This is a genomic window from Streptomyces sp. NPDC090994, assembly GCF_044768905.1.
Taxonomy (GTDB): Bacteria; Actinomycetota; Actinomycetes; order Streptomycetales; family Streptomycetaceae; genus Streptomyces.
On record NZ_JBIVWS010000008.1, the window covers coordinates 145,908 to 165,127 of the forward strand.

Annotated in this window: 22 protein-coding genes; 12 read left to right on the plus strand and 10 right to left on the minus strand. The window is 73.7% G+C overall.

All coding sequences use genetic code 11. From position 1 onward, the window contains the following. Positions 1–26: 26 nt before the first annotated feature. From ACIQR3_RS19370 to ACIQR3_RS19385, 4 genes are all read left to right on the plus strand, one after another. Positions 27–1,010, plus strand: coding sequence for an ABC transporter substrate-binding protein (locus ACIQR3_RS19370; protein WP_403540324.1), 984 nt, complete (start codon positions 27–29; stop codon positions 1,008–1,010). A gap of 99 nt (positions 1,011–1,109) precedes the next feature. Next, a complete protein-coding gene (locus ACIQR3_RS19375) occupies positions 1,110–1,205 on the plus strand; it encodes a putative leader peptide (protein WP_403540327.1) in 96 nt (31 codons plus the stop codon). A 117-nt stretch (positions 1,206–1,322) separates the two neighbouring features. After that, the gene (locus ACIQR3_RS19380; RefSeq protein WP_403540328.1) at positions 1,323–1,889 is read left to right on the plus strand and encodes a winged helix-turn-helix domain-containing protein; all 567 of its coding nucleotides are present in this window, start codon (positions 1,323–1,325) and stop codon (positions 1,887–1,889) included. Positions 1,890–1,975: 86 nt separating this feature from the next. Then, on the plus strand, positions 1,976–3,250 hold the full coding sequence (locus ACIQR3_RS19385; RefSeq protein ID WP_403540330.1) for an acyl-CoA dehydrogenase family protein: 1,275 nt from the start codon (positions 1,976–1,978) through the stop codon (positions 3,248–3,250). A 168-nt stretch (positions 3,251–3,418) separates the two neighbouring features. Here ACIQR3_RS19385 and ACIQR3_RS19390 read toward each other — a convergent pair whose 3' ends face one another. From ACIQR3_RS19390 to ACIQR3_RS19425, 8 genes are all read right to left on the minus strand, one after another. Beyond that, on the minus strand, positions 3,419–4,321 hold the full coding sequence (locus tag ACIQR3_RS19390; RefSeq protein ID WP_403540333.1) for an ABC transporter permease: 903 nt from the start codon (positions 4,319–4,321) through the stop codon (positions 3,419–3,421). Next, positions 4,308–5,114, minus strand: coding sequence for an ABC transporter ATP-binding protein (locus tag ACIQR3_RS19395; protein WP_403540334.1), 807 nt, complete (start codon positions 5,112–5,114; stop codon positions 4,308–4,310). Before ACIQR3_RS19395 ends, ACIQR3_RS19390 begins: the two co-directional genes overlap by 14 nt. A gap of 48 nt (positions 5,115–5,162) precedes the next feature. Continuing rightward, positions 5,163–6,269, minus strand: a complete 1,107-nt coding sequence (locus tag ACIQR3_RS19400; protein WP_403540336.1) for an ABC transporter substrate-binding protein — start codon at positions 6,267–6,269, stop codon at positions 5,163–5,165. A gap of 143 nt (positions 6,270–6,412) precedes the next feature. Beyond that, the gene (locus ACIQR3_RS19405; RefSeq protein WP_403540338.1) at positions 6,413–6,538 is read right to left on the minus strand and encodes a putative leader peptide; all 126 of its coding nucleotides are present in this window, start codon (positions 6,536–6,538) and stop codon (positions 6,413–6,415) included. Positions 6,539–6,669: 131 nt separating this feature from the next. Beyond that, positions 6,670–7,128, minus strand: coding sequence for an Rrf2 family transcriptional regulator (locus ACIQR3_RS19410; RefSeq protein WP_215165448.1), 459 nt, complete (start codon positions 7,126–7,128; stop codon positions 6,670–6,672). Positions 7,129–7,441: 313 nt separating this feature from the next. Further along, positions 7,442–7,957, minus strand: coding sequence for a DUF3618 domain-containing protein (locus tag ACIQR3_RS19415; protein ID WP_403540340.1), 516 nt, complete (start codon positions 7,955–7,957; stop codon positions 7,442–7,444). Beyond that, complete coding sequence (locus ACIQR3_RS19420; protein ID WP_308114501.1) at positions 7,954–8,325, minus strand: phage holin family protein; 372 nt, start codon at positions 8,323–8,325, stop codon at positions 7,954–7,956. Before ACIQR3_RS19420 ends, ACIQR3_RS19415 begins: the two co-directional genes overlap by 4 nt. A 197-nt stretch (positions 8,326–8,522) precedes the next feature. Next, positions 8,523–8,744: a hypothetical protein gene (locus ACIQR3_RS19425; protein WP_403540343.1), complete on the minus strand. Its 222-nt coding sequence runs from the start codon at positions 8,742–8,744 to the stop codon at positions 8,523–8,525. A gap of 262 nt (positions 8,745–9,006) precedes the next feature. Between ACIQR3_RS19425 and ACIQR3_RS19430 the strand changes: the two genes are divergently transcribed. Further along, the gene (locus ACIQR3_RS19430) at positions 9,007–11,136 is read left to right on the plus strand and encodes a SpoIIE family protein phosphatase (protein ID WP_403540345.1); all 2,130 of its coding nucleotides are present in this window, start codon (positions 9,007–9,009) and stop codon (positions 11,134–11,136) included. Positions 11,137–11,145: 9 nt separating this feature from the next. Here ACIQR3_RS19430 and ACIQR3_RS19435 read toward each other — a convergent pair whose 3' ends face one another. Then, positions 11,146–11,472 carry a helix-turn-helix transcriptional regulator gene (locus tag ACIQR3_RS19435; protein WP_403540346.1) on the minus strand — a complete coding sequence of 109 codons (327 nt, stop codon included), beginning with the start codon at positions 11,470–11,472 and terminating at the stop codon, positions 11,146–11,148. Between the two features lie 129 nt (positions 11,473–11,601). Between ACIQR3_RS19435 and ACIQR3_RS19440 the strand changes: the two genes are divergently transcribed. Beyond that, positions 11,602–11,946, plus strand: coding sequence for an STAS domain-containing protein (locus ACIQR3_RS19440; RefSeq protein WP_403540347.1), 345 nt, complete (start codon positions 11,602–11,604; stop codon positions 11,944–11,946). Positions 11,947–11,950: 4 nt separating this feature from the next. On the opposite strand, the gene ACIQR3_RS19445 is transcribed toward ACIQR3_RS19440, so the two are convergent. Further along, positions 11,951–12,607 carry a maleylpyruvate isomerase N-terminal domain-containing protein gene (locus ACIQR3_RS19445; RefSeq protein WP_403540350.1) on the minus strand — a complete coding sequence of 219 codons (657 nt, stop codon included), beginning with the start codon at positions 12,605–12,607 and terminating at the stop codon, positions 11,951–11,953. 421 nt (positions 12,608–13,028) lie between these two features. Here ACIQR3_RS19445 and ACIQR3_RS19450 point away from each other — a divergent pair, with 421 nt between their 5' ends. The 6 genes from ACIQR3_RS19450 (at position 13,029) to ACIQR3_RS19475 (ending at position 19,220) form a co-directional block, all read left to right on the plus strand. Beyond that, positions 13,029–13,811, plus strand: a complete 783-nt coding sequence (locus ACIQR3_RS19450; RefSeq protein WP_403540352.1) for a class I SAM-dependent methyltransferase — start codon at positions 13,029–13,031, stop codon at positions 13,809–13,811. Between the two features lie 170 nt (positions 13,812–13,981). Next, a complete protein-coding gene (gene abc-f / locus ACIQR3_RS19455; protein ID WP_403540355.1) occupies positions 13,982–15,604 on the plus strand; it encodes a ribosomal protection-like ABC-F family protein in 1,623 nt (540 codons plus the stop codon). 46 nt (positions 15,605–15,650) lie between these two features. Beyond that, positions 15,651–15,908: a DUF5302 domain-containing protein gene (locus tag ACIQR3_RS19460; protein WP_403540356.1), complete on the plus strand. Its 258-nt coding sequence runs from the start codon at positions 15,651–15,653 to the stop codon at positions 15,906–15,908. Between the two features lie 193 nt (positions 15,909–16,101). Then, entirely contained in the window at positions 16,102–17,214 is a 1,113-nt protein-coding gene (locus ACIQR3_RS19465; protein ID WP_403540561.1) for a MerR family transcriptional regulator, read from the plus strand. Between the two features lie 29 nt (positions 17,215–17,243). Further along, positions 17,244–17,720 (plus strand): hypothetical protein, encoded by a 477-nt coding sequence (locus ACIQR3_RS19470; protein ID WP_403540563.1) that lies wholly within the window; start codon positions 17,244–17,246, stop codon positions 17,718–17,720. 225 nt (positions 17,721–17,945) lie between these two features. Further along, positions 17,946–19,220 (plus strand): MFS transporter, encoded by a 1,275-nt coding sequence (locus tag ACIQR3_RS19475; protein WP_403540564.1) that lies wholly within the window; start codon positions 17,946–17,948, stop codon positions 19,218–19,220.

A 19,220-nucleotide genomic window follows, 5' to 3' on the forward strand; every position in this document is an offset into this window, starting at 1 on the left:
CCTCTTCCCCCTTCAGGAGACCCGCCGTGCCCGTCCTCGCCCGCACCACCACCGCCGCCCTCACGGTCACACTCGCCTCGGCCCTGGTCCTCACCGGCTGCTCCGACCCCTCCGACGGCTCCACCGCCGAGGTCGCCGGTGCCTCGGGCGCCAAGACGAAGATCAACCTGAGTGCCGATCAGCGACGCGTCACCACGGCGAAGGTCGACTCCATAGCCGCCCGGCTCCCCGCCGAGGTGCGCGAGAGAGGCACCCTGGAGACCGTCGCCTCCTCCACCTCCGCCGCCCCGCTGAACTTCTACGCCACCGACAACAAGACCGTCATCGGCGTCGAGACCGACCTCGTCCACCTGGTCGCCGACGTCCTCGGCCTGAAGGTCCGCATCACCCCGGTCTCCTGGGAGAACATCTTCGTCGGCCTCGACAGCGGCAAGTACGACGTGGGCTTCAGCAACATCACCGTCACCGAGGAACGCAAGGAGAAGTACGACTTCGCCACCTACCGCGAGGACAACCTCGGCTTCGAGGCGAAGAAGGGCAGCGGCCTCGAGGTCGACGGGCCCGAGGACGTGGCCGGGCTGACGGTCGCCGTGAGCAGCGGCACCAACCAGGAGAAGCTGCTCATCGAGTGGTCGAAGGAGAACGAGAAGGCCGGCCGGAAGCCGGTCGACATCAAGTACTACCAGAACGACAGCGACACCTACCTCGCGCTGCGCTCCGGCCGCATCGACCTCTACCTCGGCCCCAACCCGACCGCCGCCTACCACGCGGCCACCAGTGGGCAGACGGAGGTCGTCGGCACGTACTCCGGAGCCGGCGACACGCTGCAGGGCCTCATCGCGGCCACCACGAAGAAGGACAGCGGGCTCGTCGAACCGCTCGCCGACGCGCTGAACGAGGTCATCCGCAACGGCACCTACGGCAAGGTGCTCGCCCGCTGGGGCCTGTCCGACGAAGCCGTCGAGAAGTCGGAGATCAACCCGCCCGGCCTGCCGAAGACCGACGAATAGCCCGCGGCACGGCACCGCCGCGGTCTTTTCTCTATTATCCCTACCGGATTTATAGGAAACTGTTGACCGGGGGTGGTCGGGGTGCGCAGGATGGAACACATGTGCAGCACGCAGCAGCCGCTCGTTCGCCGTCGGCATGTCGACTTCTGTCGCGTCGCCAGCGCGGTCTGCCGTCGTCCGCAGGGCGACCTCTGACGCACGGACGCGCCGACGCGCGGCGCCACGTCACCCCGCTCCACCCCCCTCCTGTTCTCGACTCGCCTCCTCCCGGCCGCTGCCCGGCCGCCCGGCGCCCCTGTCAAGGAGCCCGTCATGACCACCCCCCTGCCGTCCGACACCCCGTCACCCGGACCCGCCGACCCCGGCCCCCGCCATCTGCGGCTGGTGCCCGGACAACCGCCCGGCGACCCGGGGGCGGGGGCCGCCGAGCCGCTCGTCGGCTACGTCGTGTTCGTCCCGGAAGGCACCGACCCGGCCCGGCTGTTCGTCCCGGACGGGCCGCGGCCGGTCATCCACCCCCTCGCCCCCGCGCCGGCGGCCCCCGCCGAGCGCGGCACGGCCGAGGAGGAGAACGGCATCCGGATCGACGCCGTACGACGCGTCGCGCGGATCGGCGGACGCGTACTGAACCTGACCTACCTGGAGTTCGAACTGCTCGCCCACCTCGTCGCCCACCCCGACCAGGTGCTCTCCCGCGAGTCGCTCATCGGCAGCGTATGGGGGTACGGCCACATCGGCGACGGCCGCACCGTCGACGTGCACATCGCCCGGGTGCGGGCCAAGCTCGGCCGCGCCCACCGGCACCGGATCGTCACCGTCAGGCGGGTGGGCTACAAGTACACCCCGGCCCGGCCGCGGTGTTCCGGCTCCGCGTCGTGAGGACCGTCCCGAGGAGGAACGGCAGTGGCACTGCCCCAGCCCGGTCCGACGTCCGGCCGCCGGTCGCCGAGGGACCGGGAACGGACATGACGACGACCGCCCCCGCCGCGGACCCGACGGCCCCCGCCCCGGCCGGGGCACCGGGCCGTGCCCACTGGCTGCGCGTCGCCCGCGAGGTGGCCGAGGACCTGGCCACGGACGCCATCACCCGCGACCAGGCGGGCAAGCCCCCGTTCGACGAGGTCGCCCGGCTCCGTGAGGCCGGACTGCTGACCCTGCTGATCTCCGCCGAGCACGGCGGGGGAGGCGCGGACTGGGGCACGGCCCACGCCGTCGTCCGGGAGGTCGCCGCGGCCGACGGAGCCATCGGCCAGCTCCTCGGCGGTCACTACGTCCTGTCCTGGACGGCCCGCTTCTTCGCCGGTCCCGACCTGGCCGAACGGGTCGCCCGCCGGTCCGCGGCGGGCCAGTGGTGCTGGGGCGGCGGCTTCGCCGCCCACGAGCCGCCCCTGCGACTCACCCCGGACTCCCGCGACGGCTACCTGCTGAACGGCCGTCAGGGCACCGTCGGCGGCGCCCGCGTCGCCGACCGGCTGGCCGTCCGCGCCGCCCGGTCCGACACCGGCGAGCCGCTGGCCGTCCTCGTCGACCCCGCCCATCCCGGCGTGACGAGCGGGGACGACGGGGACGCGTTCGGACAGCGCCTGTCGGGCGGCGGCAGCGTGGAGTTCGACGCCGTACCGGTCGCGGGTGACGCGGTGCTGGGGTCGCTCTCCGCCGACGAGGGGGCGCTGCCGCCGTTCGCCGGCCTGGCCGCCGCCACCGGACGCCTGGTCTCCGCGCAGCTCTGCCTGGGCATCGCCGAAGGCGTGCTCGCCGAGGCCCGTGAGTACACCAGGACCCGCGAGTACACCCGGGCCGGCGACCGCTCCCTGCTCGGCGACCACCCCGGGGTCGGCCTCCCGTCCTGGCAGGACGGTCTGGCGCGGGACCCGCACGTGCTGGTCACCTACGGCGAACTCACCGTCGACGCGCGCGCGGCGTCCGCCCTCGCCGACCAGGCGGTGGCCGCACTCGACGGCGGGCTGGCCCGCGGCGAGGACCTCACCGACGACGAGTGCGCCGAGATCTCCGTACTGGCCGCCGCCGCCGAAGCCGCCGCCGCGCGCGCCGTCCACGACATCACCACCCGCACCCTGGACGTCATCGGCCCGGGCGCCGCCTCCTCGCGCCACGGCTTCGACCGCTTCTGGCGCAACGCCCGCACCCACACCCTCTACCACCCCGTGGCCCACGGACTGCGCGAGGTCGGGGACTACTTCCTCAGCGGGGCACACCCCCCGTTCGCCCTCCCCGCCTGACGGGCGGCACGCCACCGGCCGCCCCGGAGCGGCGGCCGGTGGCGGGGGAGGGGCGGCCCCCGTTCACTGCCGCGGATCGGAGGCGGCCGAAGCCGGGCACACGTGAGGGCACCGGCCGTACGGAGGCGGTGACGCCCCGCACAGCCGGTGCCCGGTGTGCCGTGCCGGTCAGCGGGTGACCAGCAGCCCCCGGCCGCGCAGTACCCGCCGCTCCAGCGGACTGAAGACCAGCAGGTCGACAGCGATGCCCACCACCAGGATCAGCAGGATGGCGAGGAACACCTGCGACATGCTGGAGTTGTTGCGGCCGTTCTCCAGCAACTGCCCCAGCCCGATGCCCAGATCCGGCGACGACGCGATGATCTCGGCCGCCATCAGCGACCGCCAGGAGAACGCCCAGCCCTGCTTGAGCCCCGCGAGATAGCCGGGCAGCGCGGCCGGCATCACGATGTGCCACGCGCCGCGCAGCCCCGTGGCGCCCAGCGTGCGGCCGGCCCGCAGGTACAGCGGCGGGATCTGGTCCACGCCGGCCACCAGCCCGTTGGCGATCGACGGCACGGCACCGAGCAGGATCACCGCGTACATCATCCTGTCGTTGAGGCCCAGCCAGATCACGGCGGGGGGCACCCACGCCACGGACGGCAGGGACTGCAGCCCGGACAGGATCGGCCCGATCGCGGCCCGGACGAACCGCACCCGGGAGACCAGCAGGCCGAGCGGTGTGCCGATGACCAGTGCCAGCAGGAAGCCCAGCAGACCACGGGAGACGGAGGTCCAGATGTAGTCCAGCAAGGTGCCCTGGAGCCAGGCCTCGGACACCTCGCCCCACACCGCGGACGGCGAGGGCAGCTTGTACGCGGGCGCGACCCGCGCCCACACCAGTACCTGCCAGACGACCAGGACGAGGGCGACGGCGGTGACGGGCGGCAGGACCTTGCGCAGCAGGACCTCCCGCAGGGGCGGGCGGCCCACCTGTACGGTGTCCAGCGCGTCGAGCCCGGCCTCCAGGCCCGCCAGATCCTGCGACGCCGTGTCGTGCCGGTGCCCCGGATCGGTGTCAGTGCCGGCCATGGCGGCGGATCTCCCCTCGTAGTTCCTCGGTGATCTCGGCGGACAGCTCGGCGACCGCGCTGTCCTCCAGGCGGCGCGGCTGCGGGATGCCGACCGTCCAGGACCGGGCGATCCGCCCCGGCCGCGACGACAGCAGCACCACCCGCTGGGCCAGCCGCACCGCCTCGCGCACGTTGTGCGTGACGAACAGCACGGAGAGGCCGGTCTCCCGCCAGATCCGGGTCAGTTCGTCGTGCAGGACGTCCCGGGTGATGGCGTCGAGCGCCGCGAACGGCTCGTCCATCAGCAGCAGCCTGCTGTCCTGGGCCAGGGCCCGGGCCAGCGCGACGCGCTGCCGCATCCCGCCGGACAGCTCGTGCACCCGCTTGCCGTACGAGCCGTGCAGCCGGACCAGTTCGAGCAGCCGCTCCGCCTCCGGCCGGCGCTCTGGTTTGGCCACGCCCCGCATCCGCAGGGCCAGTTCGATGTTCTTGCCCGCCGTCAGCCACGGGAACAGCGCGTGTTCCTGGAACATCAGGGCGGGCCTGCCGTCCGTGCTGATCGAGCCCGCGGACGGCCGGTCCAGGCCCGCGACGAGGTTCAGCAGCGTGGACTTCCCGCACCCGGAGGCCCCGAGGAGGGTGACGAACTCACCGGGTGCGACATCGAGCGTGATGTCGTCCAGGACGAGCTGCTGTCCGCCGGGCGCCCCCGGTGCGGGGAAGGACTTCGAGACGTGCTCGACACGGGCGGCGTGTGCCGCGGCCCCGGTGCCCTCACCGGCCTTGGCGGTCTTGGCTGTCGCGGTGGCCATGGTCGTCACCTCCAGGGATCTTCATGGGATCGGTGGGCCCGGTCGGGGTCACTCGGTGCCGAGACCGGCGTCGTCGACCGGGGCCTCGCCCTCGGCCTCGAGGACCTTGTTCAGCGGCGCCAGGTCGTAGATGCCCTTGAGGTTCGGCTGCTCCAGCAGCCCGGCCTTCACCGCGTGCTCGGCCTCGGTGTCCAGCGTCGAGGCCAGCGGGTCGTCCAGGAAGGTGATGGACTTCCACGCCGGGTCGATGACCTCGGTCGGCAGCGCCTTGCCGGAGAGCTTCTCCAGCGCCTTGTTGGCGGACGCCTTCGCCTCGTCGGGGTTGGCGTTGATCCACTTGTTGGTCTCGACCGAGCCGCGCAGCACCGCCTCGACGACGTCCGGGTGCTCCTCGAGGAACTTCTGCGACACGATGATGTTGGTGATCACGAACTTCTTGTCCGGCCACAGGTCGGACTCGTCCAGCAGCACCTTCGCCCCGTCGGCGACCAGCTTGGACGCAGTCGGCTCCGGTACCCAGGCGCCGTCGATGGAGCCGGACTTGTAGGCGTCCGGAGTCACCTTGTTGTCCGAGCGGACGACGGACACGTCGCCCTTGCCGCTCTGCGCGTCGACCTTCCAGCCCTGTTCCGCGATCCAGTTGAGGAAGGCGACGTCCTGGGTGTTGCCGAGCTGCGGGGTGGCTATCTTCTTGCCCTTGAGGTCGTCCTCGGACTTGATCTTGTCCGGGTTGACGACGAGCTTCACCCCGCCGGAGGCCGAACCGCCGATGATGCGCAGGTTCTTGCCGTCCGCCTTGGTGTAGCCGTTGATGGCGGGGGAGGGGCCGATCCAGCCGATGTCTATGGAACCGGAGTTGAGGGCTTCGATCTCGGACGGGCCGGCGTTGAAGGTCGACGCCTTGATCGTGGTGCCGCCCAGTTCCTTCTGGAACAGGCCCTCCTGGACGCCGACGAGTGCGGTGGCGTGGGTGAGGTTCGGGAAGTAGCCGATCCTGACCTCGTCCGCGGAGAGCTTCTCCGCGTCCGCCGCGACGCCCGTGCGCTGGTCGTCGTCGGTGGATTCGGAGCCGTAGCCGCAGGCCGTCAGCAGGAGGGGGAGCGCCGCCAGGGCGGCGAGGGTGCGCAGGGGGGTGAACGGTCTGGCGGCAGACACGGAGGTGTCCTTTCGGAGGGTGCGTGGGCACGGAGCTGCGGGGGCACGCGCGCGGAGGCGGCGCGTGCCCGGGGAACGTCCGGGAACGGGACGGCGATGCGGGCGCGGTCCTGTTCCTCGGTGGGCCGGTCTCGTCGTGGGTCTCAGACGCTGGGACAGACGGCGCTGGACGTGCGGAGGAGGTCGATGTGCCGACGGGAGGTGAGGAAACGGGAGGTGAGAAGGGGCAGCGATCGGCCTGCGCGGCTGAGCGTCCTCACGGTCTTCACCCCTTGATCCCTAGTTTTCCCACCGGGTTGATAGGGATCGTGGCAGAAGGCGACGCCTACCCCAAGGGGGAGTTCATATTATGGTCAGCCGTGTCTCGCGATGTGAGATGTGGGGTGGGTGGGCCGACTGGTCAGGGGTTGGTCCAGGCCCCCGGCGTGTCGGTCAACGCGGCCACGTCGGCGGGCAGTTCGGCCGAGGCGACATCGGCGAGCGTCACCCCGTCGAGGATCTCGCGGACGTTGGACCGCAGGGCGATCCACAGCGGCAGCAGCGACTCGGCGGGGCCCCGGTAGGACAGCTCGGGCGGGCGGACTCCGCGGACGGACACCAGGGGGCCGTCCACGACGCGGATGACGTCGGCGATGGAGATGGACGCGGCCGGCTTGGCCAGCCGGTAACCGCCGTTGCCGCCGCGCTGGCTGACGACGAGCCCGCCGCGGCGCATGTCGCTGAGGATGCCCTCGAGGAACTTGTGCGGGATGTCCTGAGCGTCGGCGATGGCCTCGGCCTTCACCGGCCCGTCGTCCCCCGACGCGACGAGTTGCAGCGCGGCTCGTACCGCGTAGTCCGCCCTGGCTGAGATCCGCATACGTGCATTATTCCGCACGGTGGCGTGGCCTTCCGCCGGGCGTCTTCACCGAGGTCGTGCGGGGTGCCGGGGACGTCCACGCGGTGCGGGTGGGCGGGTCGGTCCGTCGTGCGCGGGGCGCGCCGGCCGGGTGCACCGGTGCCGGGTTCCCGGCAGGGGGCACGACGCGTCGGGTACGGTCCGGCGGGCGCCGACAGGGCGGTTCCCCGCGGCGGGTGCTTCGCCGGCCGGGGCCCGCCCCGCCTGCGGGGTGCCCCCGTGACGCGCGGGACGGGCGGGCGGGGCGGTGGTGCGGGCCGGTCCGTGGCGGGGGTCAGTCCCCCCGGCGGCGCAGCGCCAGCCAGAGCACCAGGACCGCTCCCGTACCGGCCAGCAGCAGGGTGCGGTTGTCCCGCGTCACCCGGGCCGACCGGGCGGCCGTCTCCCGTACCGGCTCCGGCGCCTTCTCGTGCCACGTCCGGCCGGCTCGGGACGCGGCGGCACGGGCCTGCCCGGTGGCCCGGGCGGCCTTGTCCCGGACCGGCTCGGGCACCCTGTCCCGCACCCGGTGCGCCACCGCACCGGCCTTGTCCTTCGCCTGCCCGGCGACCGAGGCCGCCTGTGTCCGTGCCTGCCCGGCGACCGAGGCCGCCTGTTCCCTGGCCTGCCCGGCCACCGCAGCGGCCTGGGTCCTGGCCTGGCTCGCCTTCTCCTGGGCGCGGGCCTTGACGTCCGTCCTGGCCGCCAGGGCTTCCACCGTCTCGCCCAGTTCCCGGCGGGTACGTTCGACCTGCTGCCGCAGTTCCTCGGGGCTCTGCGCGGCCGGTCCGTCGTGCGGCGGCTGGGTCATCGGTGTGCGCTCCCCTTGATCTCGGCCACATCGGCCTTGATGTTCTCGATGGTCCGCTGCGGCGTGGGCGGCGCCGCCCGGCCGACCTGCTTCTTGCCGGTCAGGGCCAGTACCGCGGCGATCACGCCGAGCACCGCGGTCACGATCAGCGCCGCGGCCCACACGGGCAGGGGGACCGCCAGCGCGGCGATCGCGGTGGCCACCAGGGCCTGGAGCATCAGGAACCCCACCAGGCCGGCGCCTCCGAACATGCCCCCGCCCTTGCCGTACCGCTTACCCTTCTCCTTCATCTCCGCCTGCGCCAGCTTCAGTTCGCCGCGCACCAGCTCGGTCAGCTGCTGCGAGGCCCGCTGCACCAGCTCGCTCACCGGCTCCTGCCCCGGCCGGTGTTCCGGTCCGTGCCCCGGTCCGTGCCCGTCCGCACCGGCGGAGTGCGGCCGTGTGCTCGTGGTCGCCACGGTGATCATCTCCGTTCCGTTCGCCGCTTGCCGGGGTCCGCGCCGCGGTCCCCGGCGTCCCTGAAGCGCGCGAGTACCCCCGACGGCGGCCACCAGACGGCCGTCGTTCAGGCCGCGTCCGAGTGCCGGGCCCGGCCGTCGGCGCGGCGACGCCGGTGTTCCGCCGCCGCGCCGGCGATCAGCCGCAGATGCCCGTGCTGCCGGTGCCGCCCGTGCCGCGCCGCCGGCAGCCGTTCGGGCGGGCCGAACAGCCGGTCCTCCAGCCGGTCCATCCCGTAGAGCACAAGGCCCAGGACGGGCAGCAGCAGAACGGCGACGACGATCACCACGGGCCCCCTTCGCACCGGCACACCGAACCGGGTGCCCGCGGTCCGCCCCGGGAAGGGGTGCGGGAGGTGAAGGTTCCATGACCGTGGGACGCCGGCCGGGCGCGCCCCGGCCCGCCACATGCCGACCGGCCCGCGCGCGGGTAGCGTCGCTGAGTGGGAGCCGTACCGGGTGCCGGGCCCGTGGTGCGGCCCGGCGGGAGCGGGACGGACGAAGGCCGTTCCGGTGCGGATCGATCGTCCCCGGTGCCGCTGGAGGTGCTCGGTGACCAGCACACGTGGACCGGCCGTCGGCCTCGACGCGCTGGACGCCGCCTTCACGGAGACCGTGCGCGGGATCGGCGCGTCCCTGGGCGCGCTGTATCTGCTGGCGCCGCGCGAGCCGCTGCTGCGGCTGGACGTGCTGTACGGCGCGCCCGCCGAGTTCGCCCAGCCCTGGACCAGGGTCCCGCTGGCCGCTCCCGCCCCGGTGGCCGACGCGGTCCGCGAGAACCGGCTGGTGTGGGCCGGCGGCCACGAACAGCTGGCCAGGTCCTACCCCCGTACCGCGGTGGCCCTGCCCTGTCCGGTGGCGCTGGCCGCCGCGCCCGTCACCGGCGTCCGGCCCTGGGGCGCGCTGCTGCTGATGTGGCCGGCCCCGCGCCCGCCGCACATGTCCGGACGGGAACACGGGCACATCACCGCCAGTTGCCGCCGCCTGGCCCGGCTGATCGAGGAGGCCGCCGGACACGGTGTCCCGCCGGACCGCGACGCCCCGCCCCGGGTCGTGCCGGCCGGGCGGGCCCACCCGGGCGCGAGCCCTGACCTGGCCGCCGCCGACTTCGCCGAGCGCCTGCCCGGCGGCAGCTGCGCCGTGGACCTGGCGGGACGTTTCACCTACCTCAGCTCAGGAGCCTGCGAGCTGCTGGGCCGGGACGCCGGCCGGCTGCTGGGCACCCTGCCGTGGCAGTCCCTGCGCTGGCTCGACGACCCCGTCTACGAGGACCGCTACCGCGCGGCCGTCCTCAGCCGGCGGCCGGTCGCCTTCACCGTGTGCCGCCCGCCGGACCGGTGGCTGGACTTCCACCTCTACCCGGACGCCAGCGGCATCAGCGTCCGCATCGTGCCCAGCGGCGCCGAGCCGGCTCCGGCCGAGGCGCCCCGCCGGGCCGCGCGCCTCGCCGCACCGGCCCGGGCCGGCCGCCTCCACCAGCTCACCCATCTGGCCGCCGCGCTGGCCGAGGCCGTCGGCGTACAGGACGTCATGGACCTGGTCGCCGACCAGGTCCTGCCCGCGTTCGGCGCCCAGGGCCTGATCCTGGCCGCCGCCGACGCGGGCCGGCTCACCATCACCGGGTCCCGCGGATACGCCCCCGACGTCGTCGAGCGCCTGGACGGCATGTCCGAGGACAGCGACCTGACGCCCGCCGGACGCACCCTCGGCACCGGCGTCCCCCTGTTCTTCTCCGCCCCCGAGGAACTGCGGCGCGGCTACCCCGACGCCCCGGTGGTCAGCGGCAAACAGGCCTGGGCCTTCCTGCCCCTGGTCGTCTCGGGCCGTCCGGTCGGCTGCTGCATCCTGTCCTACGAGCACAGGCACCGCTTCCCGGCCGAGGAACGCGCCGTCCTGACCGCCCTTGCGGGCCTCATCGCCCAGGCCCTCGACCGGGCCCGCCTCTACGACACCAAGCTCGACCTCGCCCACAGCCTCCAGCAGGCCCTGCTCCCGCGGACCCTGCCGGCCGTCGCGGGTCTGCGGGTGGCCGCCCGCTATCTGCCGGCCACCCGGGGCATGGACATCGGCGGGGACTTCTACGACCTGATCGGACTCGGTGACGGCGCCGCCGCGGCCGTCATCGGCGACGTCCAGGGGCACAACGCGGCGGCCGCGGCGCTCATGGGGCAGGTCCGGACCGCCGTCCACGCCAACGCGGCCCGCGGCACGCCGCCGGGGCAGATCCTCTCCAGTACCAACCGGCTCCTGACCGACCTCGCCCCCGACCTGTTCACCAGCTGCCTCTACGCGCACCTGGACCTGGCCCGCGGCCGGGCCACCCTGGCCAGCGCCGGTCACCCGCCGCCCCTGGTCCGGCTGCCCGGCGGCGCCACGCGGCCGGTCGACGTGCCGCCCGGTCCGCTGCTGGGCATCGACCCCGACGCCGTGTACCCGCACAGCGACCTCCCGCTCGTGCCGGGGCTGACGCTGCTCTTCTACACCGACGGTCTCGTCGAGACGCCGGGGGTCGACCTCGACGACGCCATCTCCCACCTCGCGCGGCACTTCGCCCAGGCCGGCGACCGGGACCTCGGCCCGCTGATCGACGACCTGCTGGAGAAGGCCGGCCCCTCCGGCCGGCGCACCGACGACGTCGCGCTCCTCGCGCTGCGGCGGGACGCGACGGACGGCAGGTCCTGAGGCCCGCGCTCAGGTCCGGGGATCGCGCTGCGCGTCGTGGCGGGCCAGGACGGACAGGACGGCGGCCACCGTCAGACCGGCCTCCGCCTCGGCGGGATGCCGCAGGGGGACGCCCGCTTCGATCCGGTAGACGTTCGACCTCCCCTGGCGGGTGTGGGAGAGGTAGCCGTCCTCCTCCAAGTCGGAAATGATCTTGTGCACCGCGCGCTCGGTGAGCCGGCAGTGCGCGGCGATGTCCCGCACGCGCGCGCTCGGATCGTCGGCGATCACCGCCAGGACACGGGCGTGATTGGTCAGGAACGTCCAGCCGGTGTGTGGTTCAGGTACTCCACCCATGATCCCTGAGTATGACGTGTGTTTCATGCATCAGTAAATAGGAACTCCCTTTCAGGTATTTGTTGACAGGTGACGTCGTCGGGGCCGATCCTGGTCCGAGACACAGCGCTGGAAAGGACGACGTGTGCCATGACCCCGCAACCGTTCTCCGCGGTGCGCACCCTCACCCCCGGCGGTGTCACCGTGGTGACGCTGCGCGGTGACATCGACCAGGACGTCGGTGCCGAGGTGCGCCAGGCGCTGCTGCCGTCCGGTGTCCCGGCCCCCTTCACGGTCGTCGACCTGGCCTCGGTGTCCTTCATGGACTCGGCGGGCGTCAACGCGCTGATCCAGGCCCACCATGCCGCGTGCTCCCGCGACGGCTGGATACGGCTGGCGGCGTGCTCGCCGATGATCCTGCGGGTGTTCGACATCCTCGGCATCGACGGGCTCCTCCGCTGCTACCCCACCGTGCGGGAGGCCCTCGGCGACTGACGCGTCATCCGATGACGAACGGGAGCCGCGCGGCCAGCGGGCCGAGCCGGGCCCGTTCCGCGTCGGCCGGCAGCCGCCGCCCGGTGCCGAGCAGCAGGGCGTCCGTGTCGGAGAACGAGGCGGGGAACGCCGTACCGGCGATCAGCTCCAGCAGTTCCCGGGACCGCGCGAGTCCCTCCGCGGGCGGCCCCGGGGCGCCGGGAAGGCGGGCGACGAGGTCGAGGTGGTGCAGCGTCCACTCCAGTACGTACGCGAGGAGGTAGTCGCCCGCGGTGAGGACCTGGCCGCGGGTGCCGACCGTCAGCCCCGGATCGGCCAGCTCCGCGGCGCGGCCGGCGGCACAACCCACGTCGTCCAGGTGGAACGTGAGGAGCCCGGGGTCCTGGTACGCGGCGGCCAGCCGGACGGTCAGCGCGTCGAGAGGGTCGTCACCGGACGGAGGTGTCCCGGTGACCTCCCAGTACGTCACCGCGTCACGGGTGGGCGCGGCGGCGACCGGGGTCGCGAGGGTGATCAGGACGTCCTGGGCGTCGATGACCAGATGACACACGAGGTCCCGGACCAGCCAGCCCGTACAGCCGGACGGCCGGGCGAAGTCGTCGTCCGCCAGCCCGGCGACCGCCGCGCGCAACGCCGCCCAGGAGCGCGAGAAGAGGTCCACGGCGGCACGGTAGTGCGGCGCGTACGGGCGGACAACCGGGCCTGGGGGGGGGGGGGGGCAGGGGCCGCCGCGAGCGGCGCGGGCGCTCCGCCGTATGTGAGACGCCGGCCGGTCACCGCGCGCGGTCCCGCGTCGTGCGTTCGGTTCCGGCGGTCACGTCGTCGAGCGTGCCCGGCGGGATCGCCGGACAGGTGTGGCAACGGCGCGTCGGTCGCCCGAACGGGGGGCGGGCGGAGCAGCCCCGTACGACGTGGTGGTCGCGGGGGAGCGAACGCGCCGGCCCGTGCTTCCGCGCGCTCCGTCCGGGCGGCGTCCACGGCGCGTCACGCGGCGGCCGGGCGGCCCGCGGTGCCAGTGTCCCAGTCGTCGGAATCCATGGACGGCGCGGTCCGCCCCGCCGCCCGCGAGAAGGGACACAGGTATGGAGCCGCCGAAGACCGTGACGGCCGGCGGCCTGCGGACCGACGAGGACGCCTACTACGACGCGTTCACCCGGTTCCTGGCCAACAGCGACGAGAAGGTCACCACCCACGCCTACCTCGACGAGGTGGTGCGCCGGCTCCCGGCCCGGCGCGTGTTCCTCGACATCGGCCCCGCAGACGGCGCGACCACCCGCCACGTGGGCCGGTCCTTCGACCGCACCGTGTGCGTCGAACCCAGCGAACCCATGCGCCGGGCCCTCGCCCGCACCTGTCCCGACGCCGTGGTCCTGGCCGAACCGGTGCACCGCGCCGATCCCGGCGTCGGCGTCGACCTGGCGCTCCTCTCCCACGTGCTCTACTACATCCCCCGCCAGGAGTGGGCGGCGACGCTCCGGCGCGTCCTGGGGTGGGTCGAGCCGGGCGGCACCCTGCTCGTGATCCAGCAGGACCCGGACAACGCGTGCATGCGGATGGTGCGCCACTTCACGGGAGTCGGCTTCGGCCTGCGGGAGCTCGCTGGCGAACTCGCCGCGGCACCGGACGGCCCGACCGGTGACCTCCGGCTGGAGTCCGTCCCCGCCCACTACCGCAGCGACGACCTGGCGGAGACGGTCACCGTCGCCGGGTTCCTCCTCAGTTTCCCCGGCAGTACCCCGCCCACGCGCGAGGCGGTGGAGGAGTACGTGCAGCGGCACTTCCGGACCGAGGACGGCACCTACCGGATCGCGCACCACCAGGAGGTCCTGCGCGTCGAACGTTCCGGCGCGCGCACGGACGACTGACCGGCCGGCCCGGTCGTCCGGGAAAACCCGGTTGCCCCGCCGCCGGATGCGTGCCAGCGTGTGGGTGCACTGTCGTCGAGGCAACGGAGCGGACATGCTCATCCAGAACGTTCTCCCGACCCCGCGGCCCACCCGGGCCGCCTCGCTCGCGAACGTTCCGGAGTACTCGCATGCCCACGCAGCTCAGCGCCCGCGCCGTCACGAAGTCGTACCACGGCCGACTCGTCCTTGACTCCGTCACCTGCACCCTGGGCGCCGGTGAACGCACCGGCGTGGTGGGGGAGAACGGCTCGGGGAAGAGCACCCTGCTGCGCCTGCTCGCCGGTGCCGAGCGGCCCGACAGCGGTGACATCGTGGTCCGGGCCGACGGCGGCCTCGGCCACCTCCCGCAGGACGGACAGCTCCCGCCCCACCACACCGTCCAGCAGGCCGTCGACCAGGCCCTGAGCGACCTGCGCGCCATCGAGAGCCGGATGCGCGCGCTGGAGACCGCCATGACGGCGGGGGACCGCGCCGCGCTCACCGAGTACGGCGAACTGATGACCGCCTTCGAACTGCGCGGCGGCTACGAGGCGGACGCCCGCGTCGAGCGCGCCCTGCACGGACTCGGTCTGGCCGGGCTGCCCCGTGACCGGCCCGTCGGTGCCCTCTCCGGCGGCGAACAGGTCCGGCTGCGCCTGGCCGCCGTCCTCGCGTCGGCCCCCGAGGCGCTCCTCCTCGACGAGCCCACCAACCACCTCGACACGGCCGCCCTGACCTGGCTGGAGGACCACCTGCGCGGCCGCCGCGGCACCACCGTGGTGGTCTCCCACGACCGCGCCTTCCTCGAACGCGTCGCCACCACCCTCCTGGAGGTCGACGCCGACCGCCGCACCGTCACCCGCTACGGCAACGGCTACGCCGGGTACCTCGCCGAGAAGGCCGCCGCCCGCGCCCGCCGGGCCGAGGAGCACGCCCGCTGGCGGGCCGAGGTCGACGCCCTGCGCGAGAGCGCCGCCACCACCGCCCGCCGGGCGTCCCCCGGCCGGGGCATCACGGACAAGAACAAGATGGCCTACGGCATGGCCGCCGGCCGCGTCCAGCAGGCCCTCGCCGGGCGCGTGCGCAGCGCCGGGCAACGCCTGAGCCGCCTGCTCGCCGACCCCGTTCCGGCACCCCCGGAGCCGCTCCGCTTCGCCCCCGCGTTCCGGCCCAGCCCGCTGACCGGCACGGCCCTCACCGCCACCGGCCTCACCGTGCACGGCCGGCTGGCCCCCGTCGACCTCACCGTCGAGGCCGGCGGACGGCTGCTGATCACCGGGGACAACGGCACCGGCAAGAGCACCCTGCTGCGCCTGCTGGCCGGCCGCCTCACCCCCGACGCCGGGCGGCTGAACCGCCGCGGCCGCGCCGGCCACCTGCCCCAGGAGCCCGTCTCCGGCCGCCCCGGCACGACCCTGCTGGAGACCTACGCCCGCGGTCTGCCCGGCACGCCCGAGGAACACACCGAACGGCTCCTCGCCCTCGGCCTGTTCAGCCCCGACCGGCTCACCGCCCGCGTCACCGACCTCTCCACCGGCCAGCGTCAGCGGCTCGCCCTCGCCCGCCTGCTCAGCCGCCCCTGCGACATCCTGCTCCTCGACGAGCCCACCAACCACCTCTCGCCGGCCCTCGCCGAGGAACTCGAAGAGGCCCTGTACACCTACCCCGGCACCCTCGTCCTCGTCTCCCACGACCGCCGACTGCGCGAGCGCTGGCGGGGCGGCCACCTCACCCTCCCGGCCCGGCACCCGAGCCCCGCTCCGCCCGCCTGAGGCCCCCACCGAGCCACCGTCCGACCACCGAACGAAGGAGACCCACATGACCGCAGGCCCGCAGAAGAAGACCGAGAAGCCCGAGAAGCCCGAGGAGACAACCGCGAAGACCCAGGAGACGGAGCAGGCAGAGGAAACGGAACGGACCCCGGAGGCCGAGGCCAAGCGCAAGTTCCAGGAGGCCCTGCAACGCAAGGCCCGCGCCAGCAGGTCCCAGCAGGCCCACCAGGACGGACGCCAGAAGATCAAGGGCCTGAACGGGCCCAAGGGCCAGAGCCGCAACTTCCGCCGCAAGTCCGGCTGACACCCCGCCGCTCCACCCGGCCGCCGCGCTCCGCACCCCCGGACCGCGGCGGCCCCCGGACCTCCGGCCTCCCCCCGGACCGCGGCGGCCCCGGACCTCCGGCCTCCCGGACCGCGTGGTTCACCCGGCGAAACGCCGTTGACCTTCGAGCCGGTCGAGACTCCATGATGACGGCGTGCCCCCTTCCGAATCGATGCCGATCGGCGTCTTCGCCCGGCGCAGCGGTCTGACCCCCAGCGCGCTGCGGTTCTACGACGACGCCGGGCTGCTGCGCCCCGCCGAGACCGACCCGGTCACGGGCTACCGCTACTACCGGGAGGAACAGGTGGCGCGGGCGACCGCGCTGCGCCGGCTCCGCGAGATCGACATGCCGCTCGGCACCGTCGCGCAGGTCCTCGACGCCGGCCCCGAGGACGCGGTCCGGCTGGTCGACGAGCAGGTCGCGAAGGTCACTGCCGACGCGGCGGCGGTGCGGCGGACGGCCGCCGTCCTCAAGGCCTCCTTCGACGCCTCTTTCTCCCTCTCCTCCGTCTCCTTCACCGACTTCTCCCTCTCCTCCGCCTCCTTCACCGACCTGCCCGGTGTGCCCGTCACGGCGCTCAAGGGTCCGGTGCTGGCGGACGCCGTCGAGCAGGTCCTGACCGCGACCGCCCACGAGCCGGACACGCCGGTCCTGTCCGGCGTACGGGTCGAGGCGGCCCCCGGGACGGTCACCCTGACCGCGACCGACCGCTACCGGCTCGCCACCCGGACCCTGGCACCGGCCGAGGCCCCGGTGACGGCGTGGACCGGCACGGTCGACGGCGACGAACTGCGGTCCGCGACCGCCGGGATACGCCGCGCCCCATGGGTGCGCCTGGAGGCGACGCCGTACGCGGTGCGGTTCCGCCTGGCGGACCGGGACGAGAGGCACTGCCGGCTGCTGCCGGGGGAGTACCCCGACCACCGGCTGATGCTCGCCTCCCTCACAGAGGTCACCACCCGCGTCACCCTGTCCAAGGAACGGCTCCTGCGGGCCCTCGAGGAACATCCCGGCGAGCGGATCACCCTGCGGGTGACCGACGGCGGCGTGGAGACGGGCGACGCGGGTGCCGGGACGCGTCTGTCCGCCGTGGTCACGGGGCAGGCGGTGCGGGTCCGGTTCGCGCTGACCACGCTGTATCCCGCCGTCAGCACCGCTCTCGGCCCCGAGGTGATGCTCGACCTGCGCGGACCCGACCAGCCCGTCACCGTCCGCTCCGCCGACCGCGGCGACCTCACCACCTGGGCCATGCCCGTCGGCCCCGACCGGAGCCCCGCACCGTGAACCCCGAGACCACCGCCCCCGCCCCCGTCATGGACGCCATCGGCCGGGCCCTCGCCGAAGGACACCGCGGAGACACCGACTCCGCCCGCCGCGCCCTCCTCGGCCTCTGGACCCGGACCGGCGCCGGCGGCGACCCGCTGCACCGCTGCACCCTCGCGCACCACCTGGCCGACCTGCACACCGACCCCGCCCAGGCCCTGGCCTGGGACATCCGGGCCCTGGACGCCGCCGACGCGGTGACCGAGCAGCGCCTCCAGGAGCACCACGCCGGCCTGCGCCTCCGGGGCTTCTACCCGTCCCTCCACCTCAACCTCGCCGACGACTACCGCCGCCTCGGTTCGTTCGACGCCGCCGCCGCACACATCGCCGCGGCACGGGAACACGTCCCCGACCTCCCGGAGGGCCCCTACGGCGAGCTGCTGCGCACCGCCATCGACGAGGTGGCCGAGGCCGTCGCCCGGCGCAGCACCGCACGGCGGGCGTCCGCACCGGGACCCTCCGCGTGACCATGCCGGCGCGGCCGGCGGCGAAGTCTTAAGCGCCGGTTAGATCTCGCCCGGGGGCTCTGGCTGCCGCTGCGGTCATCGGTCAAGCTGCTGCGACCTGCGGTGATGCGGGTTCGCCGCAGCAGACCATTTCCTCACAGGCTGGAGACAGTTGTGTCCACGACGGGCGCGCGGGCCGCCGCGCCGAGCCCTTGGAAGGCGATCATCGGTGGCTCGATCGGCAACATGATCGAGTGGTACGACTGGTTCGTCTACTCCACCTTCTCCGTGTACTTCGCGTCCGCCTTCTTCCCCGAGGGCGACGCCACCTCCCAACTCCTGCACACCGCCGGCATCTTCGCGGTCGGTTTCTTCATGCGGCCCGTGGGCGGCTGGCTCCTCGGCCGGCTCGGCGACCGCAAGGGCCGCAAGGCCGCGCTGACCGTGACCGTGCTCATGATGTCGCTCAGCGCCCTCCTCATCGCCGTCGCCCCCACCCACTCCCAGGTCGGCTACTGGGGCGCGGTCGTGCTGCTGCTCGCCCGGCTGCTCCAGGGACTGTCGGTGGGCGGGGAGTACGCGGCCAGCGCCACCTACCTCGCCGAGGCGGCGCCCGCGGGCCGGCGCGGCTTCTTCGCCAGCTTCCAGATGGTGTCGATGAAGATCGGCCAGCTCATCGGGCTGAGCCTGCAGATCCTGCTCCAGCAGAACATGTCGGAGCAGACCCTGACCTCCTGGGGCTGGCGCATCCCCTTCGTCGTCGGCGCGCTGGGCTCCGCCGTCGTGTTCTGGCTGCGCCGCAACCTGGTCGAGACCGACGCCTTCGAAGAGGCGGCCCAGGAAGCGGCCGGCACCACCCGGCCGGACAAGGAGCGCGGCACCCTGCGCGGGCTGTGGGAGTACCGGCGCACCGTCGCCCTCGTCGTCGGCTTCAGCATGGGCGGCACCCTGTGCGACTACACGTACTCGACGTACATGACCAAGTACCTGCACAACACCGCCGGTCTGAGCACCACCGACGCCTCCCTGGTCAGCTTCGTCGCCATCCTGGTCTTCATCTGTCTGCAGCCCCTGGCCGGCGGGCTGTCGGACCGCATCGGCCGCAAGCCGCTGCTGATCGGCTTCGGCCTCGGCGCGATGATCTTCACCGTCCCGCTGATGACCGCCCTCGGCCATGTCTCCACCTTCGGCAGCGCGCTGCTGCTGATGATCGCCGGGCTGCTGACCATCACCGGGTACACCTCGATGAGCGCCCTGGTGAAGGCGGAACTGTTCCCCGCCCGGGTCCGCGCGCTGGGCGTCGCCCTGCCGTACGCGCTCGCCAACGCCCTGTTCGGCGGCACCGCCGAGTACGTGGCGCTGTGGTTCAAGGACGCGGGCATGGAGTCGGGTTTCTACTGGTACGTCACGGCCTGCGCCGCGGTCTCCCTGGTGGTGTACCTCACCATGCGCGAGACGAAGGACGTGTCCTTCACCCGGGGCGACCGGGCTCCGCACCGCGCCGCCGAGGTCACGGCCTAG